Here is a 17,943-nt window from a genome sequence, read left to right on the forward strand (position 1 = left end):
CCAGCTACTGAATCGTTTCTATACGATCAGAGCCTCCTGTCAGCAGTAGAACGGGTTCGAAGTGGCCACCGTGCCCGGTATCCACTCCTGAATTGTTCAGTCTAAGATCAGGAGACGGGCCGTTCATGCTGACAGAAGATGGCATTCCAACGGCAGTCGCGTGAAATATGGGTCACAATCCGGCCATCGCCTCGGGGGGAATGATGGCGCCGCGATGGGTGATCACGCGCGCGGCGAGCCGGTGGCCCTGCAGCGCCGCCTCCTCGTTGGAGCGCTCGCGCCGGCGGGCGGCAAGATAGCCCGCGTTGAAGCTGTCGCCGGCGGCCGTGGTGTCGACGGGCGAGACCGCTTGCGGCACCGGAACGTGGCCATCGATGCCGTCCCGGCGCAGGAAGGCGCCGTTGGTGCCGTCCTTCACCGCGATTTCGCCGATGCCATGGCCGGCCAGGCGCGTGAGCGTGTCCTGCGGCGTGGCATCGCCCCACAGCGCCTGCTCGTCGTCGAAGGTCGGCAGCATGATGTCCACCAAGGGCAGGAAACGGCCGAAAGCCTGCCGGGCCCGGGCGGGATCGCCTCCCCAGCCGCGTGGCCGGTAATTGCCGTCGAAGGCGATGCTGGCGCCAGCAGCCTTGGCCCGAGCAAGGACTGCGCCGAAACGCTCGAGGCCCGCGGGCGTATAGAGCGACAGCGTAATCCCGGAGAAATAGACGATCGCGGCGGTCTCGATACGGGCGATCAGCGCCTCGGCCTCTGGGAGTTCGAACAGGCTGCGCGCCGGCGCGCTGTCGCGCCAGTAGTAGAAGCGTCGCTCGCCCTTGGCATCGGTCTCGATGACATAGAGCCCCGGCACGCGGCCGGCCAGGCGCGGCACGCCGGCCATGTCGACCTTCTCGCCGGCGGCCAGGTCCGCGATCGCCTGGCTATAGGGATCGTCCCCCAGCGCCGTGGCATAGGCGACGTCGAGCCCGAGGCGGGCCGCATAGACGGCGGTGTTGAAGGTATCGCCGCCATAGCCCAGGGACATGCCGTCCCCGCGGCGCGACAATTCCACCATGCATTCGCCGATGGCGACGAGATCAGTCATATCGTTTTCCTTGCGGATTGCGGGGCGGCGGCCAAAGCGTTTTGCGATTAGACGGAATCGCCTGGAACCGCAAAGCCGCAATCGCCAATCCGTTGGCTTGGCTGGGGCTTACATGCCCGTTCCCGGATTGGCGCTGAGGAACTCGCCCATCCGTGCCAAAGCCCGCCTGATGTTCTCGGCTGAGTTGGCGTAGGACAGCCGGATATAGCCCTCGCCATATACGCCGAAATCGGGCCCGCCGATGGTGGCGACGCCGGCCTTCTCCAGAAGGGCGGAGGCGAGGGGCTTGGCCTTCCAGCCGGTCGCCCGGATGTTGGGGAAGGCATAGAAGGCACCCTTCGGCACCACGGAGCTGACGCCGGGCAGGCCGTTGAGGCCATCCACCACGATCTTCCGGCGCCGATCGAACTCGGCGACCATGGCATGCACCGCATCCTGCGGGCCGGTGAGGGCGGCAAGCCCGGCCCATTGCGCGCTGGCATTGACGCAGGAATAGGAATTGACCGCCAGCTTGCGGGCGGCATCCCCCCAGGGACTCCTTCCTGAAGAATCCTTCGGCCAGAGCGAGAAGCCCATGCGCCAGCCCGTCATGGCATAGGTCTTGGACCAGCCGTCGAGCAGGATCAGGCGGTCGCGGATGGAGGGATAGGTCAGCAGCGAGACATGCTGCAGGCCGTCATAGCTCATCTGGCTGTAGATCTCGTCGGAGAGGATGGCGACATGGGGATGGGCCTCCAGCCCCTTCACCAGCGCGTCGATCTCGGCCTTGGGCGTGACGCCGCCGGTGGGGTTGGCCGGCGAATTGAGAATGAGAAGGCGGGTACGCGGCGTGATCAGCGCCAGCGTCTCGGCGGCCGAGAAGGCAAAGCCGTTCTCCTCGCGGATCGGCACCGGCACCGGCGTGGCACCGGTGAACTCGATCATCGAGCGATAGATCGGAAAGCCGGGATCGGGATAGAGGATTTCCGACCCCGGCTCGCCGAACATAAGGATGGCCATGAACATGGTGACCTTGCCGCCGGGCACCACGATGACCTCGTCGGGCGAGACGGCAACGCCGGTGCGGTGCTCGACATCGGCGGCGACAGCTTCGCGCAGCGGCAGGATGCCCGTGGCCGGCGTATAGCCATGATGACCGTCGCGCAGCGCCTTGATGGCGGCCTCGACGATATGGTCAGGCGTGGGAAAATCAGGCTGGCCGATGCCCAGATTGATGATGTCGCGCCCCTCGCGTGCCAGATCCGTGGCCCTGGCGAGGACAGCGAAGGCGTTCTCCTCGCCGATGCGGGAAAAGGCGGGAACGAGATCGGGCATTTGGGTCATTCCATTGCGGCGGGATGTCGGCTGAATTGCATTGCTAGCACCAGAATCACGAAACTGGGAATCGGCAATCGGCCGCATGAGCTTTGCCGTTGCGAATAGTCTGACAAAAGTGTTAACTCGTGAAGTAGAGCGTAAATGCTGTCCGCGGTAGAGCGCGGGCAGGGCACGAAAGACAGGGAGGCTTGCCATGGCTGACACCAATAACAAGACGAGAAGATTGCGGTCGCAAGCCTGGTACGACAATCCGGACAATCCGGGTATGACCGCGCTCTATATCGAACGCCAGCTCAATTTCGGCCTGACCCGCAAGGAATTGCAGTCGGGCAAGCCGATCATCGGCATCGCCCAGACTGGCTCGGACCTTTCCCCCTGCAACCGCCATCATCTCGTGCTCGCCGAGCGCGTGCGCGAGGGCATCCGCGAGGCGGGCGGCATCGCCTTCGAATTTCCGGTGCATCCGATCCAGGAGACCGGCAAGCGTCCCGGCGCCGCGCTCGATCGCAACCTGGCTTATCTCGGCCTGGTCGAATTGCTCTACGGCTATCCGATCGATGGCGTGGTGCTGACCATCGGCTGCGACAAGACCACGCCTGCCTGCCTGATGGCCGCGGCCACCGTGAACATCCCGGCCATCGCCCTGTCGGTCGGCCCGATGCTCAACGGCTGGTGGCATGGCGAGCGCACCGGTTCGGGCACGGTGGTCTGGAAGGCGCGCGAGATGCTCGCCACCGGCGAGATCGACTACGAGAATTTCATGGACATGGTGGCCTCCTCGGCCCCCTCGACCGGCTATTGCAACACCATGGGCACCGCCACCACCATGAACTCGCTGGCCGAGGCGCTCGGCATGCAGCTTCCCGGTTCGGCCGCCATTCCCGCGCCCTATCGCGAACGCCAGCAGATTTCCTACGAGACCGGCAAGCGCATCGTCGACATGGTGCATGAGGACCTCAAGCCCTCCGACATCATGACGCGCGAGGCCTTCGAAAACGTCATCGTGGTCAATTCGGCCATCGGCGGTTCCACCAATGCGCCGATCCACATCAACGCCATCGCCCGCCATATCGGGGTCGAGCTCGACATCCGCGACTGGCAGACCGTCGGCCACAAGGTGCCGCTGCTGGTGAACCTGCAGCCGGCCGGCAAATATCTCGGCGAGGACTACCAGCATGCCGGCGGTGTGCCGGCGGTGGTCAACGAACTGATGAAGCACAAGCTGATTCACGAGAATGCGCTCACCGTGAACGGCAAGTCGATCGGCGAAAACTGCAAGGACGCCAAGATCGAGCTGCCCGACGTGATCCGCAGCTTCGACACCGCGCTGGTGCAGGATGCCGGCTTCATCGTGCTCTCGGGCAATTTGTTCGATTCGGCGATCATGAAGACCAGCGTGATCTCCAAGGAATTCCACGACCGCTATCTCGCAGATCCCAAGAACCCTGGCGCCTTCGAAGGGCGGGCCATCGTGTTCGAAGGGCCCGAGGACTACCACCACCGCATCGAGGATCCGGCTCTCGGCATCGACGAACACTGCATGCTGTTCATCCGCGGCACCGGGCCGATCGGCTATCCCGGCGCGGCGGAGGTGGTGAACATGCAGCCGCCGGCCGCGCTGATCAAGCGCGGCATCACCTCGCTACCCTGCATCGGCGACGGGCGCCAGTCGGGCACCTCGGGCTCGCCCTCCATCCTCAACGCCTCGCCGGAAGCAGCCGCGGGCGGCGGTCTCGCGATCCTGCAGACCGGTGATCGGGTGCGCATCGACCTCAACAAGGGCGAGGCCAACATCCTGATCTCCGATGAGGAACTGGCCAAGCGCCGGGCCGATCTCGCCGCGGCGGGTGGCTTTCACTATGCGCCGAGCCAGACGCCCTGGCAGGAAATCCAGCGCGCCATGGTGGATCAGCTCGGCGACGGTATGGTGCTCAAGCCCGCAGTCAAGTATCAGAGGGTCGCCCAGACCTATGGCATCCCCCGCGACAATCACTAGTTGGTGACAAAGTGTCACCGACATGATTTTGACGGGATGCTCGCATAGAAGGCGGGGCCGGTCGCTGCCGGCCCTTCCCAAGTGGGTTCCTCCTGATCGAGCCACAGGCTCGATCAGGAGGAACCCACGGGATTTCAAATGCTTGCGAAATTTCCCGATATTGCTCATTCGTGAGTAATATCGGGAAATTTCGCTTGGACCTGCCAGGACCCGTGCCATGACCTTGAAACGCCTTGCCGCTCCCCTTGCCGCCGGATTGCTCCTGACGGTTGCCGTGGGTGGCAGCGCTCAGGCTGGCCTGTTCGATTTCCTGTTCCGGCCCCGCCAGGAATCGCGGCCGGCGCCAGCACCCGTGCCGCAGCAACAGCAACAGCAGCAACGCGCTCGTCCGGCACCCGCGCCCGTGGTCAGCGCGCCCAAGGCGCGGGGCTACTGCGTGCGCACCTGTGACGGCTATTATTTCGCCACCGGCTTCATCCGCTCCCAGCGCGACGAGGACATGCAGAGCTCGATGTGCGAAGCCTCGTGCTCGGGCGGCCAGATGGTGCTCTACAAGGCCAGCGGTTCCAATGACGGCAGCAATGGCAACACCAAGCCAGCGATCGAATCGGCCGTCGACAGTGCAGGCGCGCTCTACACCGCGCTGCCCACCGCTTATGCCTTCCGCGACAGCGAAAACCCGGCCTGTACCTGCCAGTCCAATGCGCGTGGCCTGCCGCAGATCCCGATCTCGGTCGATCCCACTTTGCGCAATGGCGACATCGTGGTGATGCCGGATGGCCTCAAGGTGTTCCGCGGCGCTGGCAATGTGCCTCACCCCGATACGGATTTCAGCTCGGTCGCCTCCTCCAAGGCCCTGTCCGGCGTAGTGCGCCAGCAGGTGCTTTCGCTTGAACAACGCATCGCGCCGCCGCAATAATGCGATCATCTGATCATTTGATCGTTGGGATGATGGATCGGAATCGGCACGGGCCGCTTTCCTGATCGCATAGGCGCGAAGGACATTCGATGGACTTGTCGACTTGGAAGGGCGTGCCGCGCCCGGAGCGCGTCGTGCTCGATGGACGTTATACCCGCTTGGAGCCACTCGATCCGACGCTCCACGGCGCCGATCTCCTGCATTCGGCCCAGGAGCCGGGGGCCGACGGGCGCTTCCGCTACCTGTTCGAGGGCGTACCGGGGAATGCCGCCGACTTCTCGGCTTGGCTCGACAAAGCGTCCTCGACGGCGGATCCGATGTTCTTTGCGGTGATCGACAGAGCGAGCGGCAGGGCCGAGGGCCGACAGGCCCTGATGCGGATCGAGCCCGTGCACGGCGTCATCGAGATCGGCAGCATTCTCTGGGGGCCCGCGATCGCCCGCACGCGGGTGACGACGGAAGCTCTCTATCTCTTCGCCCGCCATGCCTTCGAGACACTTGGCTATCGGCGCTTCGAATGGAAGTGCCATAATCTCAACGAACCGTCCAAGCGGGCGGCGACGCGCTTCGGCTTCACCTTCGAGGGCGTCTTCCGCCAGCATATGGTGGCCAAGGGCCAAAACCGCGATACTGCCTGGTTCTCGATCATCGACGGCGAATGGCCACGTCTCAAGGCGGGCTACGAAGCCTGGCTGGATCCAGCCAATTTTGACGCTCAAGGTCAGCAGAAGAGCAAGCTGAGCTTCGGCTGAAGGCTTGCCGGGCGGAAATGGTCCGATTCAAAATCGGGTTCCTTGGTCGCTAAGGTGGATTCGAGCCGTTCCAGCTTCGATTTCTTCGTCACGATTGCGCAGGGGATTGACGTCGTGCACCAGGCGGGCTGCGGTCGCGAGAGCGGTCATCCCCCTCTTTTTCACCTCCAGGGGTAAGCCGGTCTGGTCGAACGCCTTGTCCATGCTGCGGATCCAGATGTCGCGCGTCTCGGCTGTCACAGCCACATGGGCATGGATGGCCCTCACATCCGAATGGCCGTGAAATTCGACATAGAGACGCGGTCCCCCGAAGAAGCCCATCAGGAAGCGGGTCTGCTCGACGCGGGAATGAGCGACGCCATGGCCGTCGAGATGCAGCATGTGGAGTGCGGCCGCCGCCGGATCCTGCTCGATGATATCGTAAAACAAGTCCACAAGCCGGGAGATACCGTCTTCGCCGCCTAATTGCCGGTAAATGGAGGGACGCTGCTGTTGCATCGTTTCGACCTGTCGAGCGCTGCACGGGTTGCGTCGACATCGTGATGGCAATGTGTCGGCTCGGCAATCTGCCATCACGTCGCGGTTGGCAAGGGCCGGAAGTTCGCCTCCAGCTCCTTGCAGCGTTCCTGGCGCCTCGCAGCGACGGGATTGGGCTCAGCCAATCCGCATCGAGAGTTCGACATCCTCGCCGAAGGGGGTCGACAGATAGCCTCGGGCCGGCGAGCGCACGCGGGCGAGATAGTCGGGGCTGTAGTCGGCATTGTCGGCGACGATGAGGGCGCCAGGCCTGAGCCGGCTCTCCACCAGATCGAGGATCTCGGGGTAGAGGGCCTTGGCGCCGTCGAGCAGGACCAGATCGATCGCCTCCGGCAAGCCGGTGCTCAGCGTGCGCAGTGCGTCTCCCTCCCGGATTTCGACGAGATCGAGAAGACCGCCGGCGGCAAGGTTTTGCCGGGCCCGTTCCAGCTTGGACGGCTCGAACTCGCTGGTGATCAGACGGCCGCCGCCATTGTCCCGCAGCGCCGCGGCCAGATGCAGGGTCGAGATGCCGAACGAGGTTCCGAATTCGACGATCGTCTGTGCCCGGCAACTGCGGGCCAGCATGTAGAGCAGCAGGCCGGTTTCGCGCGAAACGGCGAGCGGCAGGTCCTTCAGCCGGCCATAAAGGTCGAGATATTCGGTCTTGCTGCGCATCAGGCGCTCGCGTTCCGGGCGGGAGAGCGCGGCCACGGCGGGGATCGCTGCCGGCGAGGTGGCGTCGGCCTCTTCGAACAGGCGGTCCAGCAGGAGCGCAAGCGGGGCGGCGGTCAGGGTGGTCATGGCAGGCTCCAGTTTGGGAAAACGCATTCTTGCGCCGGACTAGAAATACGATTAATTCGTCGCGTTCACTATTCGCATTGGCCTGCATCCCGATGACCGATCGTCGAAGCTCTTCTGTTTCCTTACGAAAACAGCCTCGGCAGACCCGCTCGACCGAGCTGGTCGCCGTCATTCTGGAGGCTGCCATTCAGGTTTTGAGGAAGGAGGGCGCTCAGCGCTTCACCACGGCGCGGGTGGCCGAGAAGGCCGGCGTCAGCGTCGGTTCGCTCTATCAATATTTCCCCAACAAGGCGTCGATTCTCTTCAGGCTCCAGAGCGACGAATGGCGGCAGACGACCGAGTTACTGCGCGCCATCCTGCAGGATGGCGACAAGCCGCCGCTCGAAAGGCTGCGTGTTCTCGTCCATACCTTCATCCGCTCGGAATGCGACGAGGCCACGGTGCGCGGGGCGCTCGACGATGCTGCGCCGCTCTACCGTGACGCGCCCGAGGCGGAGGCAGCCAAGGCAGCGGGAGACGGCATCGTCGAGGCCTTCATGCGGGAGGCTCTGCCGAAGGCTTCGGAAACGACACGAACCTTGGCCGGGGACCTGATCGCCTCTACGCTGAGCGCGGTCGGCAAGCAATTTTCGGAAAGCCCGCGGACGCCGGCGGAGATCGAGGCCTATTCCGATGCCATGGCCGACATGGTGTGCGCCTATCTCGAACGGTTGATGGCGAATTGAGGGGGAGCCCGGGAGAGCCGACAATCCCGGCGAGGCTTCGAGGGCGGATGAACGTCCTTGCTTTGGAACCTCTTGCGGGTCGGCATCGATTGCGCGAATGCTCGATCGGGCGGATTCGGATGTGCATCATCGCCGGTCCCCCTCGATCCCCGATAGCTGCACGATTTCGAGCCTCGTCATGAAATTTCGTCGCGCCGCCAGAACCGAGATCCCTGCGATCACCGTCCTGCAGCAGGCGGCCTATGCTCCCTTGAAACAGCGCATCGGCATATCCCTGCCGCCGCATGATGCGGATTTCACGGCCCTGTTCGAGGCGATGGAGATCTGGGTGTCCGGTTCGTCCGAGGCCCTCGAAACTGCCCTCATCGTTGAGCCGAAACCCGATCATCTGCTGATCTGGAGCCTTGCCGTGGCCCCTGCGCTCAAGGGCCGTCGCCTGGGTTCGGCCCTGCTCGATTTTGCCGAAGACCGGGCCCGGCGCGACGGGCATGGGCTCGTGCGGCTCTACACCAATGAGCGCTTCACCGAGAATGTCGCCTGGTACCAGCGGCGCGGCTACGCCATCGAGCGGGTGGAGGAACGCCCCGATCGCCGCATCGTGCATTTCAGCCGCGACGTCACGGCTCTTGTTCCGTAGTTCGGCCTCAGCGGCCGGCTACCAGGACCGGGTCGCTGCGATAGACGGACGGGAAGAGCTGCCGGAGGGCGGCGACCTTGGGCAGGTCGTTGATGACGATATAGGGCTGGGTCGGATGGCGGGTCAGGTAATCCTGGTGATAGGCCTCCGCCGCAAAGAAGCCCGGCAGCGGCGCGATGCGTGTCGCGATCGGCCGGGCGAAGGCCTTGGCACCGTCGAGCTGGCTGACATAGGCGGCGGCGATGCGGGCCTGTTCCGCGCTGGCGGTGAAGATCTGCGAGCGGTATTGCGTGCCGCTGTCGGGACCCTGCCGATTGAGCTGGGTGGGATCATGCGCCACCGAGAAATAGATCTGCAGGATCTGGCCGTAGGAGATGAGGCGGGGATCGAAACGGATGCGCACCGCTTCGGCGTGACCGGTCGATCCGGTCGAGACGGTGTCGTAGGTGGCGGTGTCGGCCGTGCCGCCGGCATAGCCCGAAACCGCCGAGGTGACGCCTTTCACATGCTGGAACACGCCCTGCACGCCCCAGAAGCAGCCGCCTGCCAGCACCGCTGTTTCCGAGTCTGCTGTCGATCGGGTGTCGAGGCCGGGGGCGGCGACCCTGCGCGGCGATTCTTCGGCGTTCGATGCCGAGAACCACAGGCCGGTGCCGAGGCAGGCCGTAAGGGCTGCCGCCAGGATCAGGATGCCGCGTCGTTTCATCATCGTCCTCCACTCGAGCAAAACGCGTTTGAGCGTGAACGCTCATTTGCTCTAGCTCCTTGTTTCCAAGCCAATCCAAAGGATTGGCTGGAGCGCCTTTGCGATCAGGAATGATTCATTCAAGTCACGGAACGCTTTGCCGAAGCAAGACATCATCGCGTCTGGAGGATTATACGCGCGGGCAGGGTAGGTTCGTTACGCTTCACGCCGATTTGAGGTCGATGCCGCCGCGGATACCGGTCGCGTGATCAGCCGCGGAAGGCCTGCAGGAGCTCGGAAAGCGTCGGTCCGATGGCTGCCAGTTCCTTCAGATGGGTTTCCGATAAGGCCTGCAGCTTCTGTCGGCCTGCCTCGCTGAGCCGCACCAGCACGCGCCGGCCATCGGACGGATCGGCCATGCGTTCGACCAGGCTGAGCTTGCCGAGCCGGTCGACCAGTTCGACGACGCTGTGGTGGCGCAGGATCAGGATCTCGGCCAATTCGCCGATCGAGAGGGCACCGCCCTGCGACAGGCCGGCGATGGCGAGCAAGGCCTGATGCTGCTGCGAGGTCAGGCCCGCCGCGCCCGCCGCCTCCTCGCTGAAGGCGAGGAATTTGCGCAAGGCATGCCGAAAGCGTGCGAGGGCGGCGTAGTCCGGATCTTGTTGCCGCATAGGGTCCATCGCTCCACGATTCTCCTGTCTGCCGCACTCTCTACGAAAATCCGTTGACTTGCGCAAAATATATCGTATTGCGATACAAAATTCAGCCGGGCCAGGCCCGACAGATGGATATCAGAGACATGACCACTTCGACTCTGGGCACCCCGGGGCATGATGCCGAGGCGGGGACCCGCGGGTTGCCGGCGCGCCTGGGCGATTTCACCACGGACAGGCGGGTGATCCTCCTGATGGCGATCGCCGTTTTTGTCGGCACGGCTGGCGTGGGCGCCGCCTTCGTGCTGCTGCGCCTGATCACGCTGTGCACCAACATCGCCTATTATGGCCGTTTTTCGCTGGAGAGCCTGCCGATCTCCGGTACGCCGCTCGGCTGGGCGGCCGTGTTCGTGCCAGTGATCGGCTGCCTGATCATCGGCCTGATGGCACGCTACGGCTCTGAGAAGATCCGCGGCCATGGCATTCCCGAGGCGATGGAGGCGATCCTGATCGGCAAGAGCCGGATCAATCCCAAGGTGGCGGTGCTGAAGCCGCTGTCCTCGGCAATCTCGATCGGCTCGGGTGGTCCCTTCGGCGCCGAAGGGCCGATCATCATGACGGGCGGGGCCATCGGCTCCCTCATCGCCCAGATGATCCATCTCAGCGCCAATGAGCGCAAGGCGTTGTTGGTCGCCGGCGCCGCGGCGGGCATGACGGCGGTGTTCGGTACCCCGATCGCAGCGGTGCTGCTGGCAATCGAGCTCTTGCTGTTCGAATGGAAGCCTCGCAGCTTCCTGCCGGTGGTGGTCGCGGCCGCCGTGGCAGCCGCGGAACGCGGACTGCTGCTCGATCCCACACCCCTGTTCGGCTTCACCGGGCACATGGCGTTGTCCCTGCCCGGTTTCCTCAGCTGGGTCTTGATGGGTATCGTCGCCGGCGTGGGTTCGGGCGTCCTCACAGCCATGGTCTATGCCAGCGAGGACTTCTTCCATCGTTTGCCGCTGCATTGGATGTGGTGGCCTCTGTTCGGAGGCCTGGCGATCGGCATTGGCGGCCTGTTCGACCCGAGTGCCCTCGGCGTGGGCTACGACAATATCCGCCATCTGCTCTCCGGCGAGATGGCTCTCAAGGCGGTGATCCTGCTCCTGGTGGTCAAGTCCCTGATCTGGTCAATCTCGCTCGGTTCGGGGACATCCGGCGGTGTCCTCGCGCCCTTGATGATGCTCGGCGGCGCGCTGGGAGCGCTGGCAGGCCTTGTCCTGCCGCAGGCCGATCCGGGTTTCTGGGCCCTGCTCGGCATGGCGGCGATGATGGGCGGCACCATGCGCGCGCCGCTGACTGCGACGCTCTTTGCGGTGGAGCTCACCGGCAATCTCGGCGTACTCCTGCCACTCCTCACGGCCTGCGGCATGGCCTATGCCACCACCGTGCTGACCATGAAGCGTTCCATCCTGACGGAGAAGATCGCTCGTCGTGGCCATCATATTTCGGGCGAGTACCACACCGATCCGTTCGATCTCGCCCGTGTAGCCGATCTGATGGTGCGTGAGGTCGACACGCTACCGGCAGCGATGACGGTGGCGCGGGCGGTTGCCTTCTTCACTGGCGGGGAGCCCCGCCACAAGAGCTATCCGGTCGTCGATGCCGAGCGGCGCGTGGTCGGCATGGTTTCTCGGGGCCATATCCTCGATTGGTCGGTGCATGCCTCGGAGGATGACGACATTCAATCCCTGTCGCTGGAGGAGATACTCGAGGGGCAGGAACTCGAGATCGGCTACGCCGATGAACTCGCCGGCGCGCTCGCCGATCGCATGGCGATTGCCGATATTGGCCGGGTACCGGTGCTTGATCGCAAGAGCGGGACCCTGGTCGGCTTGATGGCGCGCAAGGATCTGCTCCAGGTCAGGGCGCATCGGCGAGCCGAGGAGCACGACCGCGGCGTGATGATCCGGCTAAGAGCCCGGGGCGCGCGGGGGATCTGAGGCCGGCTGGAACGTTCAACCCGCTTGAAGTCATTGCGAGGAGCGGAGCAACGCGGCAATCCAGGCCTTTTGGGATCTGGATCGCTTCGCTCCGCTCGCGATGGCGGTTAACTTTGTTCGCCGATCGGGATGAGGGCGGGTTTCAGAAGAACAGATCGTATTCGCGCGGACTCAGCACCGAGAGGAAATCCTCGTGCTGGCCATGGACCAGATGGGCATAGGTCTCCAGATAGCGCTTGGAGAAATACTCCTTCAACAGGCTCGCCCGCGCCAGCCGGCGCGCGGCTTCGAAGACGTCGGCCGGCAGGCCGGGATCGCGCGTGAAGCCGGCATGCTTGCCGACAACGGGCGCATCCGGTTCTAGTTTCCTGGTAATGCCGTAATGGGCGGCGGCGAGGATGGCCGCCAATACCAGATAGGGATTGGCATCCGCACCGGCGACGCGATGCTCGATGCGCCGTCCCGCGCCCTTGTCGGTGGGTATGCGCAGGGCGACGGTGCGGTTATCCTCACCCCATTTGCGATTGACCGGTGCGAACAGCCCGCCGAAGCGGCGGAAGGAATTGTGGTTGGGCGCAAAGAAGGCGAGCGATTCAGGCATCAGGCGCTGCATGCCGGCGATGGCATGGCGGATCGTCTGTTCGCCGGTGGCGGGATTGGCGAAGATGTTGCGGCCTTCGGCATCGGCGAGGCTGACATGCACATGCAGGCCCGATCCCGCCTCGTCCTCATAGGGTTTGGCCATGAAGGTGGCGTCCCAGCCTTCGGCACGGGCGGTACCGCGGATCAGTCTTTTCAGCAGCACGGCGTGATCACCGGCGAGCATGGCATCATCAGTATGATGCAGATTGGTCTCGAACTGGGCCACACCCATCTCGGCGATGATGCTGCCCATCGGCACATTCTGCGCCCGCGCCGCATCATCGGCCTTCGCCGACCACAGTGCCACTTCCTCCAGCGTCAGCACCGACAGGTTGGTCGGCGGACCGAGCGGCCGGCCGGTGCGCTTGAGGATCGGTGGGCGGATGCGGCCATCGGCCTCGCGAGTGCCGTCGGTGAGGAAGAACTCGTATTCGCAAGCAACGGTGGGATGGAGCCCGTCGGCAGCGAGGCGGGCGAGGATGGTCTTAAGCAGGTGGCGCGGATCGGTCCATAACGGTTCGCCCGAAACGGCATAGGAGATGTCGAGCATGACCTGCGCCGTCGGCACGGCTGCCCAAGGCATTGGCTTGAGCGTGCCTGGTATCGGCACGCCCTTGGCATCCGGGTCGCCATCGTCCCAGCCGATGCCGCCGGAGCCATAGCCGTCATGCCTGGCATCGAGCACATAGGGCGCGGCGGAAAAGCCCATGCCGGAACGGTAGAGGCTGTCGATCTCCTCGATCGGCAGGCGCTTGCCAAAACCATAGCCGGTCAAATCGGGGGTAAAGGCTTCGATGAAGCGGGTATCGGGATGGGCGGCAAGAAAAGCGGCGACTTCGGGGTGACGGGAAGCGCTGGTGTCGGCGGGCATGGGGAGGGGTCTCACTGATGCTCCACAGAACGCGCCCGCCGCTGTGTCGTCAAGCCCTCTCAGGCGGAGGTAGAGGGGCGCGCCGCCTCCAGCAGTGCGGTGTAGCGGGCGAGCGCGTCCTGCGGCAGGGCGCCGCGCCGGCACAGCAGGTCGATGCAGCGGCCGCAGAGCTCGATGCTGCCATAGCAATATTGAGCCAGCAGACACAGATGCTTGAGCTGCTCGTCGGTCATGGCATCCGGATCGACGAAATCCCGGACATAGACGATATCGGCCTCCAGCAGCTGGTTGGCGGCCGGCGTCCAGTTCTCCGGTCTGACATAGGGCGCCATCGGGCTGAACTTCACCGCCTTGAAGCAATGCGGCACGAAACCCTGCGAGCGCAGTTCGGTGTCGATCTCCCCGAAGCCCGGCTGGTTCTCGTAGAGGGCGATGAAGGAGATCTCGGTCTGGACGGCCACGGCCGAGCGCAGTTTCTCGCGGCCGTTCTGGAACACCGCGAGCTCGGCGCCCTGCACGTCGATCTTGAGCATGTCGATCTCCGGGAGCACCGAGAGATCGTCGAGGCGGGTGGTGCGCACGGGAATGCGGCCGATCACCTCCGCATTGGGCTTGAAATAGGAAAACACCTCGAGCGCGGCCTGGCGCGGGGTGAGCAGGCTGCTCCAGCCCGAATAGGCGCACAGATTGAGATAGGCCTCGCTGCCGTCGCCGATGGCGTGGGGCAGATAATTCTCATTGGGCCCCTTGGTTGCCTCCAGCCTGGCCAGCGCCTCGGCCTGCGGCTCGAAACCGGTGAGCCGGGCGAGGCCTGCCGCCAGCATCGACTTATAGGGCGGCTCCCCATCGATGGGATTGGCGCCGATATCGACGATATGGGTGCGGCGCACCGGGCCGAGAAGCTCGACGAGGGGCGCCGTCATGGCATAGTCCGGCATTCGTGCTCCTCGCCGTCTCGATGCGGCTCTACCAGTGCCCCTGCTGCTTCAGGCTGGTCTCGACATCGCCGACATAATTGTACTGGCCCAGATGCTGAAGCTTGGATTGGGAATCGACCCAGACCTTGCCGCCGATGTCGCGCCAGCGCCGGCAAAAGGCATAGTCTTCCGACAGATAGCGCCCGGAATCGGGATCGACCATGCAGTCGAAGAACAGCCAGTGCAGCGGCTTGAGCGGATTGTCGGGGGGGCCGTCCGGCGTGTAGTTGAGATGGGGATAGGCCTGCATCAGCTTGGGGAAGACATGGCGCTTGATCACCATGAAGCCGGTGGGCGCCTCCGAGACCTCGATGAAGCCTTCATCGTCGACATGCTGGCCGATCGGCGTCTTGCCGTGGTCGACGGGATTGAAGGCATAACGGGCGAAGCGGATTTCCATCTCGTCCTTGGTCAAGCCGCCCGGCAAAGGATCGGGCCAGGCCAGCGACTTGATCGGATAGACCCCGCCGGCCACGTCGCGATCGGCGAGCAGCAGGCGGACCACCTGCTGGGTGGTGAAGGAAATGTCGGAATCGATCCAGAACAGATGCGTATAGGACTCGTCCTGCATGAACTTCAGCACGACCATATTGCGTCCGCGTGTGATCAGGCTCTCCGAATGCATGTGCAGCACGGTCTTCAGGCCAAGCTGCGTGGCATCGCAGGCCAGGCTATACATGCTGACCACATAATTCATGCTGACGGCAGAGATATAGCAGGGCGTTGCGAACAACACCTTCATCGACTGGAGCGCGGAAATATCGAGCATGACCTGCTTTTCTATTGAGGCCTGATGGTGCGCCGGATGGCGAGGGAAGCGGCGCGTTCGGCGATTAGAGCAGGTTGGAAACCCGAATCAAGCCATTCCCTTCGGTCATGCACAGCCGGTCCGCGGGAAGCTTTCCCGCGTGCTCGGGCTCATTTCGGCGGCTGGGCCGTTGGCAGGATTTCCGAGCTTGGCGGTGTGACCGGGACGGCATGCGGCACGATGGCGTCCGGTGCCGGCGCCGGTGCGGGGACCGGCACAGGTGCAGGCCCAGGAGCCGGTGACGACGGCGTCTGCGCGACAGGTACGGGACCGAAGCTGGAATCGACGGAGACGGCGATGCAGGTCTTGTTCACGCCCGGCAGCAGGAAGATGCGCTTGCCGTTGCGGTCGATCATGATCTGAGTGTTGAGAATGGGGATCGGGCTGGCACCTGTCGAGCGCATATAGGTCTGCGCGGTGGCGCAATCGCTGGCAAGCGGAAAGACCTGCACCGTCACCCCGTCGCAACTGCCCGATGGCGTTGGCGTGGCGATGATGGCGGCCAGGCCGTTGGCCGGCGTTACTTCCGGCCGGTCGATGACGGCGACGCTCTGGAACACATGCTGGGCGGGAGCCTGGCGGTTCCAGCCCGATTGCACGTCATATTTGCTGTTGAGCGAGCCGCGCGACATCTGGTCGACCAGGCTGGTGCAGGACGTCGTCCCGAACTGGCGGATCTGCTGCACGGGCAGCGGCGGCTCCGGCAGCACCACCGGGGCCGGAGGCGCAGGGGCAGGTTTGGCGGGCTGCTTTGCGGCTGGCTTGTGCTTTCTGGCCGGCTTGGGGGCCGGCTGATCCTGTGCCATGGCCGGGATGGGTGGAACCGGCCCGAGGCCGCCTGCGGCCAAGGCGAGGAGAAGGCAACCGACACGAACGCGCATTGTTTCTTTCCGTAACGTTGTCGAGCCGAAGTACGCGGCGGCGGTGCCATCATGCTCGACCATCTGCTGCCGTCACATGTATCGGGTCTCGGCTGGCGTGGATAGATTGAAACATGCGAGGTGACAGGCACGAGGAAATCTGTGAAAGCTTGATCATTGTGCCCCTCTCCAACGAGACCTCGATCCTCATGAAATTTGGTGTATCGCAGAGAAAAGCGGCCTGCCGGAGGCATTCTTCTCCTTTCACACGCGTCGGTCTGCTTGCCCTCGCCGTTGCGGCCGGCCTGGCTCTGCCTGCCATGGCCCAGCAGCAGCCAGTGCCCACTCCGGCCACGCCGGCTCCTGCAAATGCGGTACCTGCCGGCCCGCAGGTGATGAATCTCGACTCCAAGACCGTTCTGATGCTGGTACGCTCCACCCTGATAGCGCTCGACCAGGCCAACAAGACCGGCAATTACTCGGTGCTGCGCGATCTCGGCTCGCCTGGATTCCAGCGTGAGAACAGCGATGCCAAACTGGCCGAGGTCTTCGCCGGCCAGCGCAAGGCGGGGCTCGATCTGGCGGCGGCGCTGGTGCTCGAGCCGACGATCACCCTCGCGCCGCAGGTCGAGAAGAACGGCTTGCTCCATCTCGCGGGTTTCTTTCCGGTGAATGGCGACACGAAGCTGACTTTCGAGCTGCTCTTCCAGGGGGGCGATCGGCGTTTGCTCGTCGATGGGCTCAGCGTCAACATCGCACAGGCGGGTGCGTCGCCCTCGGCCGGTGGACCGAACGCAGCGCAGATACCAGTGTCGCCGCCGGCGGAAGCGTCGCCGGCCGCCGCCGCTCCCGCGACGCCCGCACCAGTGGCTGCGCCGGAAGCCAAGCCGAAACCGAAACCCAAGCCGAAACCCAAACCCAAGCCGAAGCCGGAGCCTGATCCGGCTCCGATCCAATAGATCTTGCGAGGGGGCGGATTTCGGGCCGCCCTTTTTCTTTGTCGCGGTTCAAATCCGGAAGTTCTCGATTGCTGCCTGGGCCTAGTCGGCCTTTCTGGTGCCTGTTGACTGACTTGTTGAAGCAAGGCGCGTGCCGGGCTGGCGGCATCCGATTTTTTCGCCTTGTTGCTTGTTCGCAACAGTCCCCGGGGGCTGCGAGGCCTGCTCAATAGGCTTAATCCCTTCGAATTAGGGATGCCCTCCATCTCGCTTGTGGCAGGCTATCTATTCAGGAAAGCATCCCTGGTCAACCAGGTGACCCAGAATTTCTCATGTGCATCTCATCGTATCGCCTAAATGTATTTGCGCTGATTTGGTAAATTGAAAATTACGTCAGGCATCATTTATTGTTTTTTGATACTAAATTGTAAAAATTGTAAATCGGTTTACTAATTTATTTTCTTTATTTGATCATAAATAATCTTAAATATTTTTATCGTTTTTTTAAAATTTTTATCCCAATAATTTCATATATCCTCTAGGGAATACTCCTTTAGGATTATAATAATTTGACATAGAAATCGTTTTCTCGAATAAAATTAAGTTATAAATTTATTTAAAGGTAAAAAGATACTTCATTTTGTGTTTTAGTCTGTATTTACACGTCTGCGTAATCGAGGGTATTAGCTAAAAACGCGCAGGATTCTTTTCCCTGACGCTACGGCTTTCGGCTGTTCCTAAAGGGGTATCCGAGGTCGGGGGATCAAGTATTCA

17 protein-coding genes are annotated in these 17,943 nt (G+C 63.3%); 7 read left to right on the forward strand and 10 right to left on the reverse strand.

Going from position 1 to position 17,943, the window contains the following annotated elements:
* Positions 1-172: 172 nt before the first annotated feature.
* Positions 173-1,084 carry a sugar kinase gene (locus ACN6KF_RS00980; RefSeq protein ID WP_434955034.1) on the reverse strand — a complete coding sequence of 304 codons (912 nt, stop codon included), beginning with the start codon at positions 1,082-1,084 and terminating at the stop codon, positions 173-175.
* A gap of 108 nt (positions 1,085-1,192) precedes the next feature.
* A complete protein-coding gene (locus ACN6KF_RS00985; RefSeq protein ID WP_434955035.1) occupies positions 1,193-2,398 on the reverse strand; it encodes a pyridoxal phosphate-dependent aminotransferase in 1,206 nt (401 codons plus the stop codon).
* A 196-nt stretch (positions 2,399-2,594) separates the two neighbouring features.
* On the opposite strand from ACN6KF_RS00985, the gene ACN6KF_RS00990 reads away from it, so the two are divergent.
* From ACN6KF_RS00990 to ACN6KF_RS01000, 3 genes are all read left to right on the forward strand, one after another.
* Entirely contained in the window at positions 2,595-4,397 is a 1,803-nt protein-coding gene (locus ACN6KF_RS00990) for an IlvD/Edd family dehydratase (protein ID WP_434955036.1), read from the forward strand.
* Positions 4,398-4,614: 217 nt separating this feature from the next.
* A complete protein-coding gene (locus ACN6KF_RS00995; RefSeq protein ID WP_434955037.1) occupies positions 4,615-5,316 on the forward strand; it encodes a DUF2865 domain-containing protein in 702 nt (233 codons plus the stop codon).
* 89 nt (positions 5,317-5,405) lie between these two features.
* Positions 5,406-6,068: a GNAT family N-acetyltransferase gene (locus tag ACN6KF_RS01000; protein WP_434955038.1), complete on the forward strand. Its 663-nt coding sequence runs from the start codon at positions 5,406-5,408 to the stop codon at positions 6,066-6,068.
* A 27-nt stretch (positions 6,069-6,095) separates the two neighbouring features.
* Here ACN6KF_RS01000 and ACN6KF_RS01005 read toward each other — a convergent pair whose 3' ends face one another.
* On the reverse strand, positions 6,096-6,566 hold the full coding sequence (locus tag ACN6KF_RS01005) for a globin domain-containing protein (RefSeq protein ID WP_434955039.1): 471 nt from the start codon (positions 6,564-6,566) through the stop codon (positions 6,096-6,098).
* 156 nt (positions 6,567-6,722) lie between these two features.
* A complete protein-coding gene (locus ACN6KF_RS01010) occupies positions 6,723-7,388 on the reverse strand; it encodes an O-methyltransferase (RefSeq protein ID WP_434955040.1) in 666 nt (221 codons plus the stop codon).
* A 92-nt stretch (positions 7,389-7,480) separates the two neighbouring features.
* On the opposite strand from ACN6KF_RS01010, the gene ACN6KF_RS01015 reads away from it, so the two are divergent.
* Positions 7,481-8,113, forward strand: a complete 633-nt coding sequence (locus tag ACN6KF_RS01015) for a TetR/AcrR family transcriptional regulator (protein ID WP_434955041.1) — start codon at positions 7,481-7,483, stop codon at positions 8,111-8,113.
* Positions 8,114-8,291: 178 nt separating this feature from the next.
* Positions 8,292-8,750, forward strand: coding sequence for a GNAT family N-acetyltransferase (locus ACN6KF_RS01020; protein ID WP_434955042.1), 459 nt, complete (start codon positions 8,292-8,294; stop codon positions 8,748-8,750).
* A gap of 7 nt (positions 8,751-8,757) precedes the next feature.
* Here the strand turns inward: ACN6KF_RS01020 and msrA are convergent, their stop codons facing one another.
* Together msrA and ACN6KF_RS01030 are read right to left on the reverse strand one after the other, a co-directional pair.
* Positions 8,758-9,456 (reverse strand): peptide-methionine (S)-S-oxide reductase MsrA, encoded by a 699-nt coding sequence (gene msrA / locus ACN6KF_RS01025; protein ID WP_434959584.1) that lies wholly within the window; start codon positions 9,454-9,456, stop codon positions 8,758-8,760.
* Positions 9,457-9,704: 248 nt separating this feature from the next.
* Positions 9,705-10,109 carry a MarR family winged helix-turn-helix transcriptional regulator gene (locus tag ACN6KF_RS01030; protein ID WP_434955043.1) on the reverse strand — a complete coding sequence of 135 codons (405 nt, stop codon included), beginning with the start codon at positions 10,107-10,109 and terminating at the stop codon, positions 9,705-9,707.
* 128 nt (positions 10,110-10,237) lie between these two features.
* Between ACN6KF_RS01030 and ACN6KF_RS01035 the strand changes: the two genes are divergently transcribed.
* Entirely contained in the window at positions 10,238-12,073 is a 1,836-nt protein-coding gene (locus tag ACN6KF_RS01035) for a chloride channel protein (protein WP_434955044.1), read from the forward strand.
* A gap of 142 nt (positions 12,074-12,215) precedes the next feature.
* Here the strand turns inward: ACN6KF_RS01035 and ACN6KF_RS01040 are convergent, their stop codons facing one another.
* The 4 genes from ACN6KF_RS01040 to ACN6KF_RS01055 form a co-directional block, all read right to left on the reverse strand.
* Positions 12,216-13,586: a glutamine synthetase family protein gene (locus tag ACN6KF_RS01040; RefSeq protein ID WP_434955045.1), complete on the reverse strand. Its 1,371-nt coding sequence runs from the start codon at positions 13,584-13,586 to the stop codon at positions 12,216-12,218.
* Positions 13,587-13,645: 59 nt separating this feature from the next.
* On the reverse strand, positions 13,646-14,524 hold the full coding sequence (locus ACN6KF_RS01045; RefSeq protein WP_434955046.1) for an FkbM family methyltransferase: 879 nt from the start codon (positions 14,522-14,524) through the stop codon (positions 13,646-13,648).
* A 28-nt stretch (positions 14,525-14,552) separates the two neighbouring features.
* Positions 14,553-15,332, reverse strand: a complete 780-nt coding sequence (locus ACN6KF_RS01050) for a hypothetical protein (protein WP_434955047.1) — start codon at positions 15,330-15,332, stop codon at positions 14,553-14,555.
* A gap of 149 nt (positions 15,333-15,481) precedes the next feature.
* A complete protein-coding gene (locus ACN6KF_RS01055) occupies positions 15,482-16,252 on the reverse strand; it encodes a hypothetical protein (protein WP_434955048.1) in 771 nt (256 codons plus the stop codon).
* 158 nt (positions 16,253-16,410) lie between these two features.
* Here ACN6KF_RS01055 and ACN6KF_RS01060 point away from each other — a divergent pair, with 158 nt between their 5' ends.
* Complete coding sequence (locus tag ACN6KF_RS01060) at positions 16,411-17,190, forward strand: hypothetical protein (protein ID WP_434959585.1); 780 nt, start codon at positions 16,411-16,413, stop codon at positions 17,188-17,190.
* Positions 17,191-17,943: the final 753 nt, after the last annotated feature.

It is taken from the genome of Labrys methylaminiphilus subsp. lupini (genome assembly GCF_051161885.1).
GTDB lineage: Bacteria > Pseudomonadota > Alphaproteobacteria > Rhizobiales > Labraceae > Labrys.

Excerpts from the sequence above, each read along its gene's own strand:
- msrA (WP_434959584.1), bottom strand. The coding sequence starts at position 9,456 with ATGAAACGACGCGGCATCCTGATCCTGGCGGCAGCCCTTACGGCCTGC.
- ACN6KF_RS01000 (WP_434955038.1), top strand. The coding sequence starts at position 5,406 with ATGGACTTGTCGACTTGGAAGGGCGTGCCGCGCCCGGAGCGCGTCGTG.
- ACN6KF_RS01010 (WP_434955040.1), bottom strand. The coding sequence starts at position 7,388 with ATGACCACCCTGACCGCCGCCCCGCTTGCGCTCCTGCTGGACCGCCTG.
- ACN6KF_RS01045 (WP_434955046.1), bottom strand. The coding sequence starts at position 14,524 with ATGCCGGACTATGCCATGACGGCGCCCCTCGTCGAGCTTCTCGGCCCG.
- ACN6KF_RS01005 (WP_434955039.1), bottom strand. The coding sequence starts at position 6,566 with ATGCAACAGCAGCGTCCCTCCATTTACCGGCAATTAGGCGGCGAAGAC.
- ACN6KF_RS01030 (WP_434955043.1), bottom strand. The coding sequence starts at position 10,109 with ATGCGGCAACAAGATCCGGACTACGCCGCCCTCGCACGCTTTCGGCAT.
- ACN6KF_RS01055 (WP_434955048.1), bottom strand. The coding sequence starts at position 16,252 with ATGCGCGTTCGTGTCGGTTGCCTTCTCCTCGCCTTGGCCGCAGGCGGC.
- ACN6KF_RS00980 (WP_434955034.1), bottom strand. The coding sequence starts at position 1,084 with ATGACTGATCTCGTCGCCATCGGCGAATGCATGGTGGAATTGTCGCGC.
- ACN6KF_RS00995 (WP_434955037.1), top strand. The coding sequence starts at position 4,615 with ATGACCTTGAAACGCCTTGCCGCTCCCCTTGCCGCCGGATTGCTCCTG.
- ACN6KF_RS01020 (WP_434955042.1), top strand. The coding sequence starts at position 8,292 with ATGAAATTTCGTCGCGCCGCCAGAACCGAGATCCCTGCGATCACCGTC.
- ACN6KF_RS01040 (WP_434955045.1), bottom strand. The coding sequence starts at position 13,586 with ATGCCCGCCGACACCAGCGCTTCCCGTCACCCCGAAGTCGCCGCTTTT.
- ACN6KF_RS00985 (WP_434955035.1), bottom strand. The coding sequence starts at position 2,398 with ATGCCCGATCTCGTTCCCGCCTTTTCCCGCATCGGCGAGGAGAACGCC.
- ACN6KF_RS01050 (WP_434955047.1), bottom strand. The coding sequence starts at position 15,332 with ATGCTCGATATTTCCGCGCTCCAGTCGATGAAGGTGTTGTTCGCAACG.
- ACN6KF_RS01035 (WP_434955044.1), top strand. The coding sequence starts at position 10,238 with ATGACCACTTCGACTCTGGGCACCCCGGGGCATGATGCCGAGGCGGGG.
- ACN6KF_RS00990 (WP_434955036.1), top strand. The coding sequence starts at position 2,595 with ATGGCTGACACCAATAACAAGACGAGAAGATTGCGGTCGCAAGCCTGG.
- ACN6KF_RS01015 (WP_434955041.1), top strand. The coding sequence starts at position 7,481 with ATGACCGATCGTCGAAGCTCTTCTGTTTCCTTACGAAAACAGCCTCGG.